The organism is Pseudomonas sp. TE9122 (genome assembly GCF_056278925.1).
The window spans coordinates 4,781,208-4,798,060 of the sequence record NZ_JBWBQI010000001.1 but is presented as its reverse complement, the minus strand read 5'-3'; the positions used below and the strand labels follow the sequence as shown (position 1 = coordinate 4,798,060).

Sequence of the window (16,853 nt, the reverse complement as noted above, 5' to 3'; positions counted from 1 at the left end):
GCTGACGTCTGCATAATGCGCCACTTTTTTCAGGGCAGTGATCGGTCAGCCGACGGGTCATCCGCCTGAACAGATAACCAAAATCGCCATCGCGAAGAGGTGTTAACCGTCCTACGCAGGTGCGTTGTTCGCACTTGACGGGCATGCTTGATCACGCGGCCGCGCCGCATACATAGAGAGTTTTTAACGGTGAAAAGCAAACTCAAGCTCCACGGGTTCAATAACCTGACTAAGACCTTGAGCTTCAACATCTATGACATCTGCTACGCGGAAACCCCGCAAGACCAGCAGGCTTACGTTGAGTACATCAATCAAGAGTACAACGCGAAACGCCTGACGCAGATTCTCACAGAAGTTGTCGAGATCATTGGTGCCAACATCCTGAACATCGCCAGTCAGGACTATGAACCCCAGGGCGCCAGCGTCACGATTCTGATTTCGGAAGAGCCGGTAACCCCGACTGACAGCCAGATCGAAGAATCGCCGGGCCCGTTGCCCGAAATTATTCTGGCCCACCTCGACAAGAGCCACATCACGGTGCACACCTATCCGGAAATCCATCCGGACGACGGTATTGCAACGTTCCGTGTGGATATCGACGTGTCGACCTGTGGTGTCATTTCACCGCTCAAAGCGCTCAACTTCCTCATTCACCAGTTCGATTCGGACATCGTGACCGTGGATTACCGTGTGCGCGGTTTCACCCGTGACGTTGAAGGCAACAAGCACTTCATCGACCACGAGATCAACTCGATCCAGAACTACCTCTCCGAAGACACTCGCGACGCGTACCAGATGACCGACGTGAACGTGTACCAGGAAAACCTGTTCCACACCAAAATGCTGCTGAAGAACTTCGAACTGGATAACTACCTGTTCGGCGACGCCACCAGCAACCTCTCGCCCGAGCAACGTGCCCAGGTGACCGACCGTGTGAAACACGAAATGCTGGAAATCTTCTACGCGCGCAACATGCCGACCTAAGATTCCCGGAAACAAAAAAGGCGACCTCCTGGTCGCCTTTTTCATGCCTCACATAAAACCCCTGTGGGAGCGAGCCTGCTCGCGAAGAGGTCATCAGCACCGACACGGATCTCAGATCCGATACGTACTCTTGGTCATCACCTTCGCCAACAAACTCATGCCGAACTTGACCGGCGCCGGAAAACGAAACCCGCCCGCATCCAGGGCACTTTCCGCATGGTGTTCTTCATCGATGCGCATCTGCTCAAGAATCGCCCGGGACTTCTCGTCCTCGGCCGGCAATTGCTCCAGATGTTCGTTCAAGTGTTTGCAGACCTGATGCTCGGTCGCCGCAACGAAACCAAGGCTGACCTTGTCGCTGATCAGTCCGGCGACCGCGCCGATACCGAACGACATGCCGTAAAACAGTGGATTCAGCACGCTGGTGTGGCTGCCCAACTGATGGATGCGCTGCTCGCACCAGACCAGATGATCGATCTCTTCTTCAGCCGCGTGCTCCATGGCTGCGCGTACCTGCGGCAACTTGGCGGTCAGCGCTTGCCCCTGATACAGCGCCTGAGCGCAGACTTCGCCGGTATGGTTGATGCGCATCAGACCGGCGACGTGGCGAGTGTCTTCATCGCTCATCTGCGTATCCGGCTGCAGAATCGCCGGCGACGGGCGGTACGGCTGGCCACTGAAGGGCAACAGAGTGCGCATCGCGGCATCGGCTTGCAGCAGCAGACGGTCTATGGGCGAGTAGTGACGTTGGGTAGTCATGCTGACCTCCGGGAAGAATCTCGGCGGCCAGTTTAACCGAATCGGCCGGCGAGGGTTTGCGCTGGGTCACTTGCTGCGCGGTCAGGCTTTTTTGTGGGAGCGAGCCTGCTCGCGAAAGCGGATTATCGGATACTGAAGTGTTGAATGTATCGGCGCCTTCGCGAGCAGGCTCGCTCCCACAGTTGGTTGTCGCCAGTCAGCCCGGCGGCCAGTTCATCTGGCGCTGACCCAGCACGTGCATATGAATGTGATAGACAGTCTGCCCACCAAGTTCATTGCAGTTCATCACCACGCGGAAGCCTTCTTCGCAACCCAGTTCCAGCGCCAGACGCTGCGCGGTGAACAGGATGTGCCCGGCCAGCGCCTTGTCGTCTTCGGTCAGGTCGTTGAGCGTGCGCACCGGTTTTTTCGGGATTACCAGAAAGTGCACCGGAGCCTGGGGGGCGATGTCGTGGAAGGCCAGAACCTGGTCGTCCTCGTAAATGATCTTCGCCGGGATTTCCCGGTTGATGATCTTGGTGAACAGAGTATCCACTGCTGTTTCTCCGTTGAGTTGGGCTGAATCGAGTGTACCGCTTCGAAGTTGTCTTCCTAGCGGGGGCAGTAAGCTTTGTTGACCATGCCGACAATCGTCCGGTTAAGCCAGCGCGAACCCAGCCGCGGCAGGAACGCCAGCCAGCGATTGCGTCGTCCCGGAATAATGATGGCGCGGTTTTTATCCAGTGCGCGTACGGCATGCAGTGCCACTTCTTCCGGACTCATCAGCAAGTGGCTGCTTTCGATCTTTTCGCTACTCATCTGTGCGGTACGGAAGAACGGTGTGCGCGTCGGGCCGGGGCACAGCACCGAAACTTTCACGCCGCTTTGTTTGAGCTCCACGCGCAGGGCTTCGGAAAAATGCAGCACATAGGCTTTGCTGGCGTAGTACGTGCTCATCCATGGGCCGGGGCTGTACGCAGCCACCGAGGCGACATTGAGGATCTGCCCGCCACCCAGCAGCGCCATGCTGTTGCCCACCGCATGACAGAGGCGGGTGAGGGCGAGAATGTTGACCTCGATGAGGTCCTGCTCGGTCATCCAGTCCTGCGCGAGGAATGGCCCGCAAGTGCCGATGCCGGCGCAGTTGACCAGTAGATCGATCTGCCGGTCACCTTCTTCGAGCTCCAGCAAAAAACCGGAAAGGCGCAACGGTTCGCCGAGGTCGCAGGCGCGAAACAATACTTCGACATCGAAGCGCTGGGTCAGCTCGATGGCGATACTTTCCAGCTGATCACGCTGCCGTGCCACCAGAATCAGGCTGCGGCCGCGCCGGGCCAGTGCTTCGGCCATGGCCAGGCCGATGCCGCTGGAAGCACCGGTGATCAGAGCGTAACGGGTCATGCAGTTCTCCATCGCAACAGCTCCGCGCCGGCGACGCGGTTGTCGCGGCAGGGAGCGCTGTTCATTCTTGCGCAGAGTCTACAGGGGCCTGCGCCGGTTCGGCTGCCTCGTCGGCGGAAATCACTGGCGGTTCGACGACCTCAACTTCGTCGGTGGTCACCGCGCCGCTGTCATAGCTGCTCTCCAGATTGCTTTCATATTCTTCCTGCACAGCCGAGAAGCCGCCAAGAAGGCCTCCGGCAAAAATCAGTGCGAAGAATACGATCCATAACGAGCACAGCACTTTGACGGCCGTGCTGTTCGGCGGTGGTGGCGGGCCATAGCGGTTGGCGCCGGCATTGCCGGGTACGACCATCATCACCAGCGGGAAAAAACTGCCGACGAACGGCACCAGATTCAACAACCACAGCCAGCCCGACCAGCCGATATCGTGCAGGCGCTGAACGCTGAACAGAATGCTGACGATCATGAAGCCGAGGAACAGGAAGACCGCCAGAATGCCGCCGAGGATCAGGCCGGTGGTTGAATCGCCACTGACCAGACCCAAGGCAATCAAGGCAAACACACCGACGATGGGCAGGGTCACTAGGCTCAGGACCATGGTCCAGGCGAGAAAGCGCAGGCGACCGATCCGGCCTTCGACGCTGAATGGCTTGAGCGTGGCGAATGGCGGCAGAGCTTCACCGACATTGGCGCGCGGTGGGGCGTAAGGCGAGTCCGGTTCCGCCACCGCTGCAGGGTTATCGTGGACATCCGCCAGATTCAGCTCGATGGCGGTTTCCGCTTCGATCCGCGCATCGATCCCGGTTTTGTTCAATGCCTGCAGATACGTCTGGGCATCGCTGTGGGACAGATCACGTTTGAGGGCGACGGTGCGGCCACTGAACAGGCGCTCGATGGCGGCCACATCGCTTTTGAACAGATCCGCCAGATTCAGTTTGGCGGTGGTGAGGTCGACGCCGGGCTGCAGCGCGCCGTCGAAGACGATCTTGTAACGGGTGTCGCTCATGGCCGAGGCATCCTTGTCGCGATTGGGTTTGCAGTAGTCAGTTCAAGGCCAGTCTGACAGCGACTGGCCGGGGGTATTGCTCAGCGCGGCCAGCGTTCCGGCAGCTGTGCGGCGCGCGCCTGAGCCTGACGATATTCTGCATCGAGCCGCGCAATCAACTGATCCACGCTTGGCAGGTCACCAATCTGGCCAACACCCTGGCCCGCCGACCACACGGTCTTCCAGGCTTTGGCTTCATCGTTGATCGGCTTGAGCTTGTCGCCGAAGTTCACCTCGCCCTTGCCTTGCAGTGCCGCCATGTCGAAACCGGCCGCCTCCAGGCTCTGGCGCATGAAACTGGCCGGCACTCCCGACACTGCTGGAGTATGAATGATGTCGGCAGCCTTGGCTGTCAGCAGCATGTCTTTGTAGGCGTCAGGCGCGTGACTTTCTGTGGTGCCAATAAATCGCGTACCGAAGTAGGCCAAATCCGCGCCGAGCAGTTGCGCGGCGAGAATCTCATGGCCGTGGTTCAGACATCCTGCAAGCAAGAGTGTCTTGTCGAAGAACTCACGGATCTCGGCAATCAGCGCAAACGGGCTCCAGGTACCAGCATGCCCGCCGGCACCGGCCGCAACGGCAATGAGCCCGTCGACACCGGCTTCAGCGGCTTTCTCGGCATGGCGCCGCGTGGTCACGTCGTGAAACACCAGACCGCCATAGCTGTGCACCGCGTCGACCAGTTCCTTCACCGCGCCGAGGCTGGTGATAACGATCGGCACCTTGTGCTCGACGCAGATGTCCAGATCCGGCTGAAGGCGCGGGTTGCTGTGGTGAACAATCAGGTTCACCGCATAAGGGGCCGGATTATCCAGCGTCGCCAGGCCCGCTTCGATCTGTTCCAGCCAAGCCTTGAACCCACTGCTTTCGCGTTGGTTCAGAGCCGGAAAGCTGCCGACCACGCCGTTGCGGCAGCAGGCGAGCACCAGTTCCGGATTGGAGATCAGGAACATCGGCGCTGCTACTACGGGCAGACGCAGACGTTGTTCGAGCAAAGCGGGCAGCGACATTGTGAACCCCCCAAGGACCTGTATTGGTTGAAGTTAGAACGGCTTGACCACGACCAGAATTACGATAGCCAGCAATATCAGAACCGGCACTTCATTGAACCAGCGATAAAAGACATGGCTGCGGGTGTTTTCGCCACGGGCATAGCGTTTTACCTGCGCGCCGCACATGTGGTGGTAGCCGATCAGCAATACGACCAGAGTCAGTTTTGCGTGAATCCAGCCGCCCTGGCTGAAGATTGATGGATTAAGGTAGATCAGCCAGCCACCGAAGATCAGCGTGGCGATCATCGCCGGGCCCATGATGCCGCGATACAACTTGCGCTCCATGACGCTGAAGCGCTCCTGGCTGATCGTGTCGGTGCTTTGCGCGTGGTAAACGAACAGGCGCGGCAAGTAAAACAGCCCGGCAAACCAGCAGACGACGCTGACAATGTGAAACGCTTTGAGCCATAGATAGAGCATTTTTGGTTATTCCCTCATTCACGGTAGCCAGATAGTAGAGGCTTGAGCGTCCGCGCGTCACCTTGGCGGTTGTCGCAGGCGCGCGCGGCCCCTATTATCGACGGCTTTCCAGTGGGTTCGTTGAGGGCAGGTTTATGGTCAAGGTCGGTATCGTCGGCGGCACGGGTTACACCGGTGTCGAACTGCTGCGTCTGTTGGCACAGCATCCGCAGGCAGAAGTGGTCGTCATCACTTCCCGATCCGAGGCCGGTCTGGCCGTGGCTGACATGTACCCGAACCTGCGCGGTCACTATGACGGGCTGGCGTTCAGCGTGCCGGACGTGAAAACCCTTGGCGCCTGCGATGTGGTTTTCTTCGCCACGCCACACGGCGTGGCTCACGCCTTGGCAGGCGAGCTGCTGGCGGCGGGCACCAAGGTCATCGACCTGTCCGCTGACTTCCGTCTGCAAGATGCTGATGAATGGGCCAAGTGGTACGGCCAGCCACACGGCGCACCGCAATTGCTGGACGAAGCGGTCTATGGTCTGCCGGAAGTCAATCGCGAGCAGATCAAGAAAGCGCGCCTGATCGCGGTGCCGGGTTGCTATCCGACCGCAACGCAATTGGGTTTCCTGCCGTTGCTGGAAGCAGGTCTGGCCGACGCATCGCGTTTGATCGCCGACTGCAAATCCGGTGTCAGTGGTGCCGGGCGTGGTGCGGCTGTTGGTTCTTTGTACTCCGAGACGTCGGAAAGCATGAAGGCCTATGCGGTAAAAGGTCATCGTCATCTGCCGGAAATTCGCCAGGGCCTGCGTCGCGCGGCGGGCAAGGACGTCGGCCTGACCTTCGTCCCGCACCTGACGCCGATGATTCGCGGTATTCACTCCACGCTCTACGCGACAGTAGCGGATCGCTCGGTTGATCTGCAGGCACTGTTCGAAAAGCGCTATGCCAACGAACCGTTCGTCGATGTCATGCCAGCCGGCAGCCACCCGGAAACCCGTAGCGTGCGCGGCGCCAACGTCTGCCGCATCGCCGTGCATCGTCCACAGGATGGCGATCTGGTGGTCGTGCTGTCGGTGATCGACAATCTGGTCAAGGGCGCCTCGGGCCAGGCGGTGCAGAACATGAACATTCTGTTCGGGCTGGATGAGCGCTTCGGCCTGTCACACGCCGGCATGCTGCCTTAAAAGCAGCTACGAGCTTCAAGCCACAAGCTACAAGAGATCAGAGGCAAGCTTGAAGCTCACCGCTTGAAGCTTGCGCTGCTCCTCTAATAGTTGACCAATTTTCTAGGACAAGCGGATAATGCGCGTCATCACGCATTATGGCGGCGTAACGCCGGGAGATAGTCAGCATGAGCGTCGAATCCTTCACCCCCACGGCTTTGCAATTCACTCAAGGTGCTGCGCACAAGGTGAAGAGCCTGGTCGATGAAGAGGGGAATGATCGCTTGAAGCTGCGCGTATTTGTTACGGGCGGCGGTTGTTCAGGGTTTCAATACGGTTTCACCTTCGATGAAGACGTGGCCGATGACGACACCATCGTCGAGCGCGAAGGCGTGAGCCTGGTGGTCGATCCGATGAGCTTCCAGTACTTGGCCGGTGCCGAGGTGGATTATCAGGAAGGTCTGGAAGGTTCGCGCTTCGTGATCAAGAACCCGAATGCCACCACGACTTGTGGTTGCGGGTCGTCGTTCTCGATCTGATCGCGCTTCACCGCACACAAAAAAACGCCGCAGAGCCTTTCGGTTCTGCGGCGTTTTTGTATCTGAAGTTTAGGCCGGGTAGATGGCGCCAAGTACGCGCAGGCCGCGAGCGCCGGTGACGCTTGGCCGATTGGCGGCGATGCCTTCGAGGCAGCAATGAGCCAGCCAGGCGAAGGCCATGGCTTCCACCCAGTCAGGGTCAACACCGTGAGTTGCGGTGCTGGCGACCTTGGTGTCTGGCAGTAGAGCGGCCAGGCGTTGCATCAGCGTGGCGTTGTGAGCGCCGCCGCCACAAACCAGCAATTCCTGAGTGTCCGATTGAGCGCTTTGTAGCGACTCGACGATGGTCAGCGCCGTCAGTTCGAGCAGCGTGGCCTGAACGTCTTCGGCAGCGAAAGTCGGCAGACGCGATAGATGCTGTTCCAGCCATGGCAGATTGAAGACTTCCCGGCCGGTACTTTTCGGGCCTTTGGTGACGAAGAACGGGTCGCTTAGCAGTGCCGTGAGCAGGGCTGGTTCAACCTTGCCGGTCGCAGCCCATTTGCCGTCCCGGTCATAGTTCTCGCCCCGTTGCCGGCTAATCCAGGCGTCCATCAGAACATTTCCCGGGCCGCAGTCGAAACCGGCTACAGGTTTGTTCGGCTCAATCAGGCTGAGATTGCTGAATCCGCCGACATTCAAGACGGCCTGGTTACCGCTACGCTCTTCAAACAACGCTTCATGAAAGGCTGGTACCAGAGGCGCACCTTGGCCACCCGCTGCGACATCGCGACTGCGGAAATCACTGACGACGGTAATACCGGTCAACTCAGTCAGCAGGGCTGGATTACCGATCTGCACGGTAAACCCGCGCGCCGGCTCATGGCGAATGGTCTGACCGTGGCTACCGATAGCGCGGATTGCATCGGGCTTGAGTTGTTGCTGCGCGAGGAGGGTGTGAATGCCCGACGCGGCAAGTTCGACCCAGTGTTGTTGTGTTGCTGGGCAATCGCCGAGCGGGCGATCTCGTCGGGGCCGCTGGCGCACAAGCCAAGCAGCTCGGCGCGCAGGGAGTCAGGCATTGGCAGGTAGTGGGTGGCGATCAGTTTGATCGCCGAGGTCTGCTCGATCAGGGCGATGTCCAGCCCGTCGAGACTGGTTCCGGACATCACACCGATATACAGGGCCATGGCTTAGCGCTTGCTCGAAGCCAGCATGGTGGCCTTCTCTTGATCCATGCGCGCCATCAGTGGCTGGCTCTGCGCGAGGAAGCGCGCGCGTTCGGACTTGGCGATCGGATCGGCCATTGGCAGCTTCTGGCCCAGCGGATCGACGTGAACGCCGTTGACCTGGAACTCATAGTGCAAATGCGGGCCGGTGGACAGTCCGGTGGTGCCGATATAGCCAATGACTTGACCTTGCTTGACGCTGCCACCGGTTTTCACGCCTTTGGCGAAGCCTTGCATATGGCCATAGAGCGTACGGTAAGTGTTGCCGTGCTGAATGATCACGGTGTTGCCGTAACCACCACGACGACCGGCCAGCAACACTTTGCCGTCACCGGCAGCCTTGATCGGTGTACCCCGTGGCGCTGCGTAATCGACACCTTTGTGGGCGCGGATCTTGTTGAGGATCGGGTGCTTGCGGCCCATGGAAAACTTCGAACTGATGCGGGCGAAGTCAACAGGGGTCCGGATGAAGGCCTTGCGCATGCTGTTGCCATCGGCAGTGTAATAGCTGCTGTTGCCTTGTTTGTTGGTATAGCGAACGGCGGTGTAAGTCTTGCCGCGGTTGGTGAAGCGCGCCGACAGGATCGGGCCGGTGCCGACGGCCTTGCCGTTGATGACTTTCTGCTCGTAGATCACATCGAATTCATCGCCCTGACGAATGTCCTGCGCGAAGTCGATGTCGTAGCCAAAGACACTGGCCATATCCATGGTCAGGCTGTGAGAAAGACCGGCGCGCGCTGCGGACTGCGACAGTGAGCTGTTGATGACACCGTGGACGTAGGCAGTGCGAACAGTTGGCTTGGCAGTCACTCGGTTGAACGAATAACCCTTGTCATTCTTGGTCAGGGTGATGGTTTCAACGTCGCTGACCTTGCTGTGCAGGCTGGTCAACTGGCCTTCCGGACTCAGTTCGAACTCGAGTTTCTGGCCACGCTTGAGCTGGCTGAACTGTTTGGCTTGCTTGTCGCTTGCCAGTACTTCGTGCACGGAGGCTGCAGGCAGACCGACTTTTTCAAACAGGGTAGACAGCGTATCGCCTTTGGAAACCACGACTTCACGGTGCCCGGGCTCTTTCGGTTTCTCAGCAGGCGCCACAGGTGCTGGCACGGTTTCAGCGGTTTGCGCTGCGTTTTCGTCGCTGTTTTCGATTTGGGCGAACGGCGAAGCTGCGGGCTCGTTTGTGGCTTGAGCCGCATCAGCAGCGTCTTGATCTTGTGTCAGTTGTTCAACAGGACTTTCCAGTTCAAGACTCAGAGTCGTCTTTTTGGCTTCAACATCGCTGGAGGGAAATACCAGCAGCGCCAGGCTGAGAAGGGCGGCGATTCCACTTGCGGCGAGCAGGTGGGTCTTCGGGTAAAGCGGGGGCGCTTTAGACGGTTCTGTGGTCATAGGTAATTTTTGACTTTGAAATAGATGAATTGGAAAAGATGAATGACATGATGAAGATGAAATAACTGTATAAAATATAACCAAATCATCGCTGAAGCAAGTCTACAGACCTCGGGTCTGTGGATTGGTGTCCGTGCGCCGGGCAAAACTTGTAATTGGTGCGCGTTCTTGTATGGTTGGTTCCCTTTGAATCTGAGCCTTGCGGGTCTGTTATGAAGTCGGTTGAAGAGCAGCTAGCGCTGATTAAACGTGGTGCGGAAGAACTGTTGGTCGAGTCCGAGCTGGTCGAGAAGCTCAAGCGCGGCCAACCGCTGCGTATCAAGGCTGGTTTCGATCCGACCGCTCCGGATCTGCATCTGGGTCATACGGTGCTTATTAATAAGCTGCGCCAGTTCCAGGAGCTGGGGCACCAGGTCATCTTCCTTATAGGTGACTTCACCGGGATGATCGGTGATCCGAGTGGCAAAAGCGCAACGCGTCCACCGCTGACGCGTGAACAGGTTCTGGAAAATGCTGAGACTTACAAGACTCAGGTTTTCAAAATCCTTGATCCGGCGAAAACCGAAGTTGCCTTCAACTCCACCTGGATGGACAAGATGGGGCCGGCGGATTTCATTCGCCTGACTTCGCAATACACGGTCGCTCGCATGCTTGAGCGCGATGACTTCGACAAGCGCTACACCACCAACCAGCCAATCGCTATTCACGAATTCCTCTATCCGCTGGTTCAGGGTTATGACTCGGTCGCGCTGCGCGCCGATGTCGAGCTGGGCGGTACCGATCAGAAATTCAACCTGCTGATGGGGCGTGAGTTGCAGCGTGGGTATGGTCAGGAGGCACAGTGCATTCTGACGATGCCATTGCTGGAAGGTCTGGATGGCGTGAAGAAGATGTCCAAGTCGCTGGGCAACTATGTCGGTATCCAGGAAGCACCAGGCGTCATGTACAGCAAGCTGGTTTCCATCCCGGATGCGCTGATGTGGCGTTACTTCGAGTTGCTCAGCTTTCGCTCAATGGACGAGATCAACGCCTTCCGGGCTGACGTCGAAGCTGGAGCGAATCCACGCGACATCAAAATCAAGCTGGCTGAAGAGATCGTTGCGCGCTTCCATGGTGAAGAGGCTGCGGCGAATGCTCACCGAGGCGCCGGCAACCGCATGAAGGATGGCGAGCTTCCAGATGACTTGCCTGAGATCGAACTGTCTTCGGTTGAGGATATGCCGATCGCTGCCGTCCTTAATAAGGCAGGCCTGGTGAAGAACTCGGCGGCGGCGCGTGATCTGTTGGCGGCGGGTGGGGTGCGTGTTGATGGTGAGGTGGTTGATCGTTCCTTTATATATGTACTGGGCACGACTCACGTTTGTCAGGCCGGCAAGAAGGCTTTTGCACGTATTACGCTGAAATCTGAATAAAGTTGAAATTGGGGGTTGACGGCGAATTTTAGAAGTCTATAATTCGCCCCACTTCCGGCGCAGTCGAAACGGAAAACTCCTTGAGATTCAAAGAGTTATGCAGTTTTCGACAGCGGCTTGCTTCAGGTCATCGAAGCCTGGAAGGAGTTGAAAGGGCAGTGATGTGTAGCTCTTTTAACGGTTCGATCTTCTCGGTCGAAAGCGGAGAAAAAGAGGTGTTGACAGCAGCGATTAACGCTGTAGAATTCGCCTCCCGCTAACGAGAGATCGGAAGCGCAAGTGGTTGAAGTTGTTGAAGAATTCTTCGAAAACTTCTGAAAATAATCACTTGACAGTAAATGAGGCTGCTGTAGAATGCGCGCCTCGGTTGAGACGAAAGATCTTAACCAACCGCTCTTTAACAACTGAATCAAGCAATTCGTGTGGGTGCTTGTGCAGTCAGACTGATAGTCAACAAGATTATCAGCATCACAAGTTACTCCGCGAGAAATCAAAGATGTAACCAACGATTGCTGAGCCAAGTTTAGGGTTTCTTAAAAACCCAAAGATGTTTGAACTGAAGAGTTTGATCATGGCTCAGATTGAACGCTGGCGGCAGGCCTAACACATGCAAGTCGAGCGGATGAGAGGAGCTTGCTCCTGGATTCAGCGGCGGACGGGTGAGTAATGCCTAGGAATCTGCCTGGTAGTGGGGGACAACGTTTCGAAAGGAACGCTAATACCGCATACGTCCTACGGGAGAAAGCAGGGGACCTTCGGGCCTTGCGCTATCAGATGAGCCTAGGTCGGATTAGCTAGTTGGTGAGGTAATGGCTCACCAAGGCGACGATCCGTAACTGGTCTGAGAGGATGATCAGTCACACTGGAACTGAGACACGGTCCAGACTCCTACGGGAGGCAGCAGTGGGGAATATTGGACAATGGGCGAAAGCCTGATCCAGCCATGCCGCGTGTGTGAAGAAGGTCTTCGGATTGTAAAGCACTTTAAGTTGGGAGGAAGGGTTGTAGATTAATACTCTGCAATTTTGACGTTACCGACAGAATAAGCACCGGCTAACTCTGTGCCAGCAGCCGCGGTAATACAGAGGGTGCAAGCGTTAATCGGAATTACTGGGCGTAAAGCGCGCGTAGGTGGTTTGTTAAGTTGGATGTGAAATCCCCGGGCTCAACCTGGGAACTGCATCCAAAACTGGCAAGCTAGAGTATGGTAGAGGGTGGTGGAATTTCCTGTGTAGCGGTGAAATGCGTAGATATAGGAAGGAACACCAGTGGCGAAGGCGACCACCTGGACTGATACTGACACTGAGGTGCGAAAGCGTGGGGAGCAAACAGGATTAGATACCCTGGTAGTCCACGCCGTAAACGATGTCAACTAGCCGTTGGGAGCCTTGAGCTCTTAGTGGCGCAGCTAACGCATTAAGTTGACCGCCTGGGGAGTACGGCCGCAAGGTTAAAACTCAAATGAATTGACGGGGGCCCGCACAAGCGGTGGAGCATGTGGTTTAATTCGAAGCAACGCGAAGAACCTTACCAGGCCTTGACATCCAATGAACTTTCCAGAGATGGATTGGTGCCTTCGGGAACATTGAGACAGGTGCTGCATGGCTGTCGTCAGCTCGTGTCGTGAGATGTTGGGTTAAGTCCCGTAACGAGCGCAACCCTTGTCCTTAGTTACCAGCACGTAATGGTGGGCACTCTAAGGAGACTGCCGGTGACAAACCGGAGGAAGGTGGGGATGACGTCAAGTCATCATGGCCCTTACGGCCTGGGCTACACACGTGCTACAATGGTCGGTACAAAGGGTTGCCAAGCCGCGAGGTGGAGCTAATCCCATAAAACCGATCGTAGTCCGGATCGCAGTCTGCAACTCGACTGCGTGAAGTCGGAATCGCTAGTAATCGCGAATCAGAATGTCGCGGTGAATACGTTCCCGGGCCTTGTACACACCGCCCGTCACACCATGGGAGTGGGTTGCACCAGAAGTAGCTAGTCTAACCTTCGGGAGGACGGTTACCACGGTGTGATTCATGACTGGGGTGAAGTCGTAACAAGGTAGCCGTAGGGGAACCTGCGGCTGGATCACCTCCTTAATCGACGACATCAGCTGCTGCATGAGCTCCCACACGAATTGCTTGATTCATTGAAGAAGACGATAGAAGCAGCTTTAAGCTCCAAGCTGATAGCTCTGAGCTAACAGTTACAAGCTCGAAATTGGGTCTGTAGCTCAGTTGGTTAGAGCGCACCCCTGATAAGGGTGAGGTCGGCAGTTCGAATCTGCCCAGACCCACCAATTTTGTTATGGGGCCATAGCTCAGCTGGGAGAGCGCCTGCCTTGCACGCAGGAGGTCAGCGGTTCGATCCCGCTTGGCTCCACCATAAACTGCTTCGAAGTTTGAGAGTTTAGAAATGAATATTCGAACTGAATATTGATTTCTAGTCTTTTGATTAGATCGTTCTTTAAAAATTTGGGTATGTGATAGAAAGATAGACTGAACGTTACTTTCACTGGTAACGGATCAGGCTAAGGTAAAATTTGTGAGTTCTCTTAGTTGAGAAATTCGAATTTTCGGCGAATGTCGTCTTCACAGTATAACCAGATTGCTTGGGGTTATATGGTCAAGTGAAGAAGCGCATACGGTGGATGCCTTGGCAGTCAGAGGCGATGAAAGACGTGGTAGCCTGCGAAAAGCTTCGGGGAGTCGGCAAACAGACTTTGATCCGGAGATGTCTGAATGGGGGAACCCAGCCATCATAAGATGGTTATCTTGTACTGAATACATAGGTGCAAGAGGCGAACCAGGGGAACTGAAACATCTAAGTACCCTGAGGAAAAGAAATCAACCGAGATTCCCTTAGTAGTGGCGAGCGAACGGGGACTAGCCCTTAAGTGGCTTTGAGATTAGCGGAACGCTCTGGAAAGTGCGGCCATAGTGGGTGATAGCCCTGTACGCGAAAATCTCTTAGTCATGAAATCGAGTAGGACGGAGCACGAGAAACTTTGTCTGAATATGGGGGGACCATCCTCCAAGGCTAAATACTACTGACTGACCGATAGTGAACTAGTACCGTGAGGGAAAGGCGAAAAGAACCCCGGAGAGGGGAGTGAAATAGATCCTGAAACCGTATGCGTACAAGCAGTGGGAGCAGACTTTGTTCTGTGACTGCGTACCTTTTGTATAATGGGTCAGCGACTTATTTTCAGTGGCGAGCTTAACCGAATAGGGGAGGCGTAGCGAAAGCGAGTCTTAATAGGGCGTCTAGTCGCTGGGAATAGACCCGAAACCGGGCGATCTATCCATGGGCAGGTTGAAGGTTAGGTAACACTGACTGGAGGACCGAACCGACTACCGTTGAAAAGTTAGCGGATGACCTGTGGATCGGAGTGAAAGGCTAATCAAGCTCGGAGATAGCTGGTTCTCCTCGAAAGCTATTTAGGTAGCGCCTCATGTATCACTGTAGGGGGTAGAGCACTGTTTCGGCTAGGGGGTCATCCCGACTTACCAAACCGATGCAAACTCCGAATACCTACAAGTGCCGAGCATGGGAGACACACGGCGGGTGCTAACGTCCGTCGTGAAAAGGGAAACAACCCAGACCGTCAGCTAAGGTCCCAAAGTTATGGTTAAGTGGGAAACGATGTGGGAAGGCTTAGACAGCTAGGAGGTTGGCTTAGAAGCAGCCACCCTTTAAAGAAAGCGTAATAGCTCACTAGTCGAGTCGGCCTGCGCGGAAGATGTAACGGGGCTCAAACCATACACCGAAGCTACGGGTATCATCTTCGGATGATGCGGTAGAGGAGCGTTCTGTAAGCCTGTGAAGGTGAGTTGAGAAGCTTGCTGGAGGTATCAGAAGTGCGAATGCTGACATGAGTAACGACAATGGGTGTGAAAAACACCCACGCCGAAAGACCAAGGTTTCCTGCGCAACGTTAATCGACGCAGGGTTAGTCGGTCCCTAAGGCGAGGCTGAAAAGCGTAGTCGATGGAAAACAGGTTAATATTCCTGTACTTCTGGTTATTGCGATGGAGGGACGGAGAAGGCTAGGCCAGCTTGGCGTTGGTTGTCCAAGTTTAAGGTGGTAGGCTGAGATCTTAGGTAAATCCGGGATCTTAAGGCCGAGAGCTGATGACGAGTGTTCTTTTAGAACACGAAGTGGTTGATGCCATGCTTCCAAGAAAAGCTTCTAAGCTTCAGGTAACCAGGAACCGTACCCCAAACCGACACAGGTGGTTGGGTAGAGAATACCAAGGCGCTTGAGAGAACTCGGGTGAAGGAACTAGGCAAAATGGCACCGTAACTTCGGGAGAAGGTGCGCCGGTGAGGGTGAAGGACTTGCTCCGTAAGCTCATGCCGGTCGAAGATACCAGGCCGCTGCGACTGTTTATTAAAAACACAGCACTCTGCAAACACGAAAGTGGACGTATAGGGTGTGACGCCTGCCCGGTGCCGGAAGGTTAATTGATGGGGTTAGCTAACGCGAAGCTCTTGATCGAAGCCCCGGTAAACGGCGGCCGTAACTATAACGGTCCTAAGGTAGCGAAATTCCTTGTCGGGTAAGTTCCGACCTGCACGAATGGCGTAACGATGGCGGCGCTGTCTCCACCCGAGACTCAGTGAAATTGAAATCGCTGTGAAGATGCAGTGTATCCGCGGCTAGACGGAAAGACCCCGTGAACCTTTACTATAGCTTTGCACTGGACTTTGAATTTGCTTGTGTAGGATAGGTGGGAGGCTTTGAAGCGTGGACGCCAGTTCGCGTGGAGCCATCCTTGAAATACCACCCTGGCAACTTTGAGGTTCTAACTCAGGTCCGTTATCCGGATCGAGGACAGTGTATGGTGGGTAGTTTGACTGGGGCGGTCTCCTCCTAAAGAGTAACGGAGGAGTACGAAGGTGCGCTCAGACCGGTCGGAAATCGGTCGTAGAGTATAAAGGCAAAAGCGCGCTTGACTGCGAGACAGACACGTCGAGCAGGTACGAAAGTAGGTCTTAGTGATCCGGTGGTTCTGTATGGAAGGGCCATCGCTCAACGGATAAAAGGTACTCCGGGGATAACAGGCTGATACCGCCCAAGAGTTCATATCGACGGCGGTGTTTGGCACCTCGATGTCGGCTCATCACATCCTGGGGCTGAAGCCGGTCCCAAGGGTATGGCTGTTCGCCATTTAAAGTGGTACGCGAGCTGGGTTTAGAACGTCGTGAGACAGTTCGGTCCCTATCTGCCGTGGACGTTTGAGATTTGAGAGGGGCTGCTCCTAGTACGAGAGGACCGGAGTGGACGAACCTCTGGTGTTCCGGTTGTCACGCCAGTGGCATTGCCGGGTAGCTATGTTCGGGAAAGATAACCGCTGAAAGCATCTAAGCGGGAAACTTGCCTCAAGATGAGATCTCACTGGAACCTTGAGTTCCCTGAAGGGCCGTCGAAGACTACGACGTTGATAGGTTGGGTGTGTAAGCGCTGTGAGGCGTTGAGCTAACCAATACTAATTGCCCGTGAGGCTTGACCATATAACA

General features: G+C 55.9%; 11 protein-coding genes, 2 tRNA genes, 2 rRNA genes and 1 pseudogene. 8 read left to right on the top strand and 8 right to left on the bottom strand.

The features are described from left to right. The first annotated feature begins 189 nt into the window (after positions 1-189). Positions 190-984: an adenosylmethionine decarboxylase gene (speD, locus tag ACZ9BE_RS21705; RefSeq protein WP_024014530.1), complete on the top strand. Its 795-nt coding sequence runs from the start codon at positions 190-192 to the stop codon at positions 982-984. A gap of 111 nt (positions 985-1,095) precedes the next feature. Here speD and coq7 read toward each other — a convergent pair whose 3' ends face one another. From coq7 to hemJ, 6 genes are all read right to left on the bottom strand, one after another. After that, positions 1,096-1,743 (bottom strand): 2-polyprenyl-3-methyl-6-methoxy-1,4-benzoquinone monooxygenase, encoded by a 648-nt coding sequence (coq7, locus tag ACZ9BE_RS21700; RefSeq protein WP_041476678.1) that lies wholly within the window; start codon positions 1,741-1,743, stop codon positions 1,096-1,098. 196 nt (positions 1,744-1,939) lie between these two features. Then, positions 1,940-2,278, bottom strand: a complete 339-nt coding sequence (locus ACZ9BE_RS21695) for a histidine triad nucleotide-binding protein (RefSeq protein WP_017128660.1) — start codon at positions 2,276-2,278, stop codon at positions 1,940-1,942. 56 nt (positions 2,279-2,334) lie between these two features. Further along, on the bottom strand, positions 2,335-3,123 hold the full coding sequence (locus ACZ9BE_RS21690) for an SDR family NAD(P)-dependent oxidoreductase (RefSeq protein ID WP_236167642.1): 789 nt from the start codon (positions 3,121-3,123) through the stop codon (positions 2,335-2,337). Between the two features lie 61 nt (positions 3,124-3,184). Next, positions 3,185-4,132 carry a DUF805 domain-containing protein gene (locus tag ACZ9BE_RS21685; RefSeq protein ID WP_323619726.1) on the bottom strand — a complete coding sequence of 316 codons (948 nt, stop codon included), beginning with the start codon at positions 4,130-4,132 and terminating at the stop codon, positions 3,185-3,187. Positions 4,133-4,212: 80 nt separating this feature from the next. Continuing rightward, positions 4,213-5,181, bottom strand: a complete 969-nt coding sequence (locus ACZ9BE_RS21680) for an NAD(P)H-dependent flavin oxidoreductase (protein ID WP_252868377.1) — start codon at positions 5,179-5,181, stop codon at positions 4,213-4,215. 33 nt (positions 5,182-5,214) lie between these two features. Further along, positions 5,215-5,643: a protoporphyrinogen oxidase HemJ gene (gene hemJ, locus ACZ9BE_RS21675; RefSeq protein WP_056786716.1), complete on the bottom strand. Its 429-nt coding sequence runs from the start codon at positions 5,641-5,643 to the stop codon at positions 5,215-5,217. 134 nt (positions 5,644-5,777) lie between these two features. On the opposite strand from hemJ, the gene argC reads away from it, so the two are divergent. Both argC and erpA read left to right on the top strand, forming a co-directional pair. After that, complete coding sequence (gene argC, locus ACZ9BE_RS21670; RefSeq protein WP_056786719.1) at positions 5,778-6,812, top strand: N-acetyl-gamma-glutamyl-phosphate reductase; 1,035 nt, start codon at positions 5,778-5,780, stop codon at positions 6,810-6,812. A 167-nt stretch (positions 6,813-6,979) separates the two neighbouring features. Beyond that, positions 6,980-7,330, top strand: coding sequence for an iron-sulfur cluster insertion protein ErpA (gene erpA, locus ACZ9BE_RS21665; protein ID WP_007918905.1), 351 nt, complete (start codon positions 6,980-6,982; stop codon positions 7,328-7,330). Between the two features lie 69 nt (positions 7,331-7,399). Here the strand turns inward: erpA and ACZ9BE_RS21660 are convergent. Next, positions 7,400-8,499, bottom strand: a pseudogene (locus tag ACZ9BE_RS21660) (anhydro-N-acetylmuramic acid kinase). Positions 8,500-8,502: 3 nt separating this feature from the next. Then, positions 8,503-9,927, bottom strand: coding sequence for a peptidoglycan DD-metalloendopeptidase family protein (locus ACZ9BE_RS21655; RefSeq protein ID WP_476249922.1), 1,425 nt, complete (start codon positions 9,925-9,927; stop codon positions 8,503-8,505). A gap of 212 nt (positions 9,928-10,139) precedes the next feature. Here ACZ9BE_RS21655 and tyrS point away from each other — a divergent pair, with 212 nt between their 5' ends. From tyrS to ACZ9BE_RS21630, 5 genes are all read left to right on the top strand, one after another. Then, positions 10,140-11,339, top strand: coding sequence for a tyrosine--tRNA ligase (gene tyrS / locus ACZ9BE_RS21650; protein WP_016772931.1), 1,200 nt, complete (start codon positions 10,140-10,142; stop codon positions 11,337-11,339). A gap of 553 nt (positions 11,340-11,892) precedes the next feature. After that, positions 11,893-13,429: ribosomal RNA gene (locus ACZ9BE_RS21645) — 16S ribosomal RNA — on the top strand. A 123-nt stretch (positions 13,430-13,552) separates the two neighbouring features. Beyond that, positions 13,553-13,629, top strand: a tRNA-Ile gene (locus ACZ9BE_RS21640). A 10-nt stretch (positions 13,630-13,639) separates the two neighbouring features. Next, a tRNA-Ala gene (locus ACZ9BE_RS21635) sits at positions 13,640-13,715 on the top strand. A gap of 238 nt (positions 13,716-13,953) precedes the next feature. Next, positions 13,954-16,847: ribosomal RNA gene (locus ACZ9BE_RS21630) — 23S ribosomal RNA — on the top strand. Together the 16S and 23S rRNA genes with 2 tRNA genes alongside form the textbook arrangement of a ribosomal RNA operon. Positions 16,848-16,853: the final 6 nt, after the last annotated feature.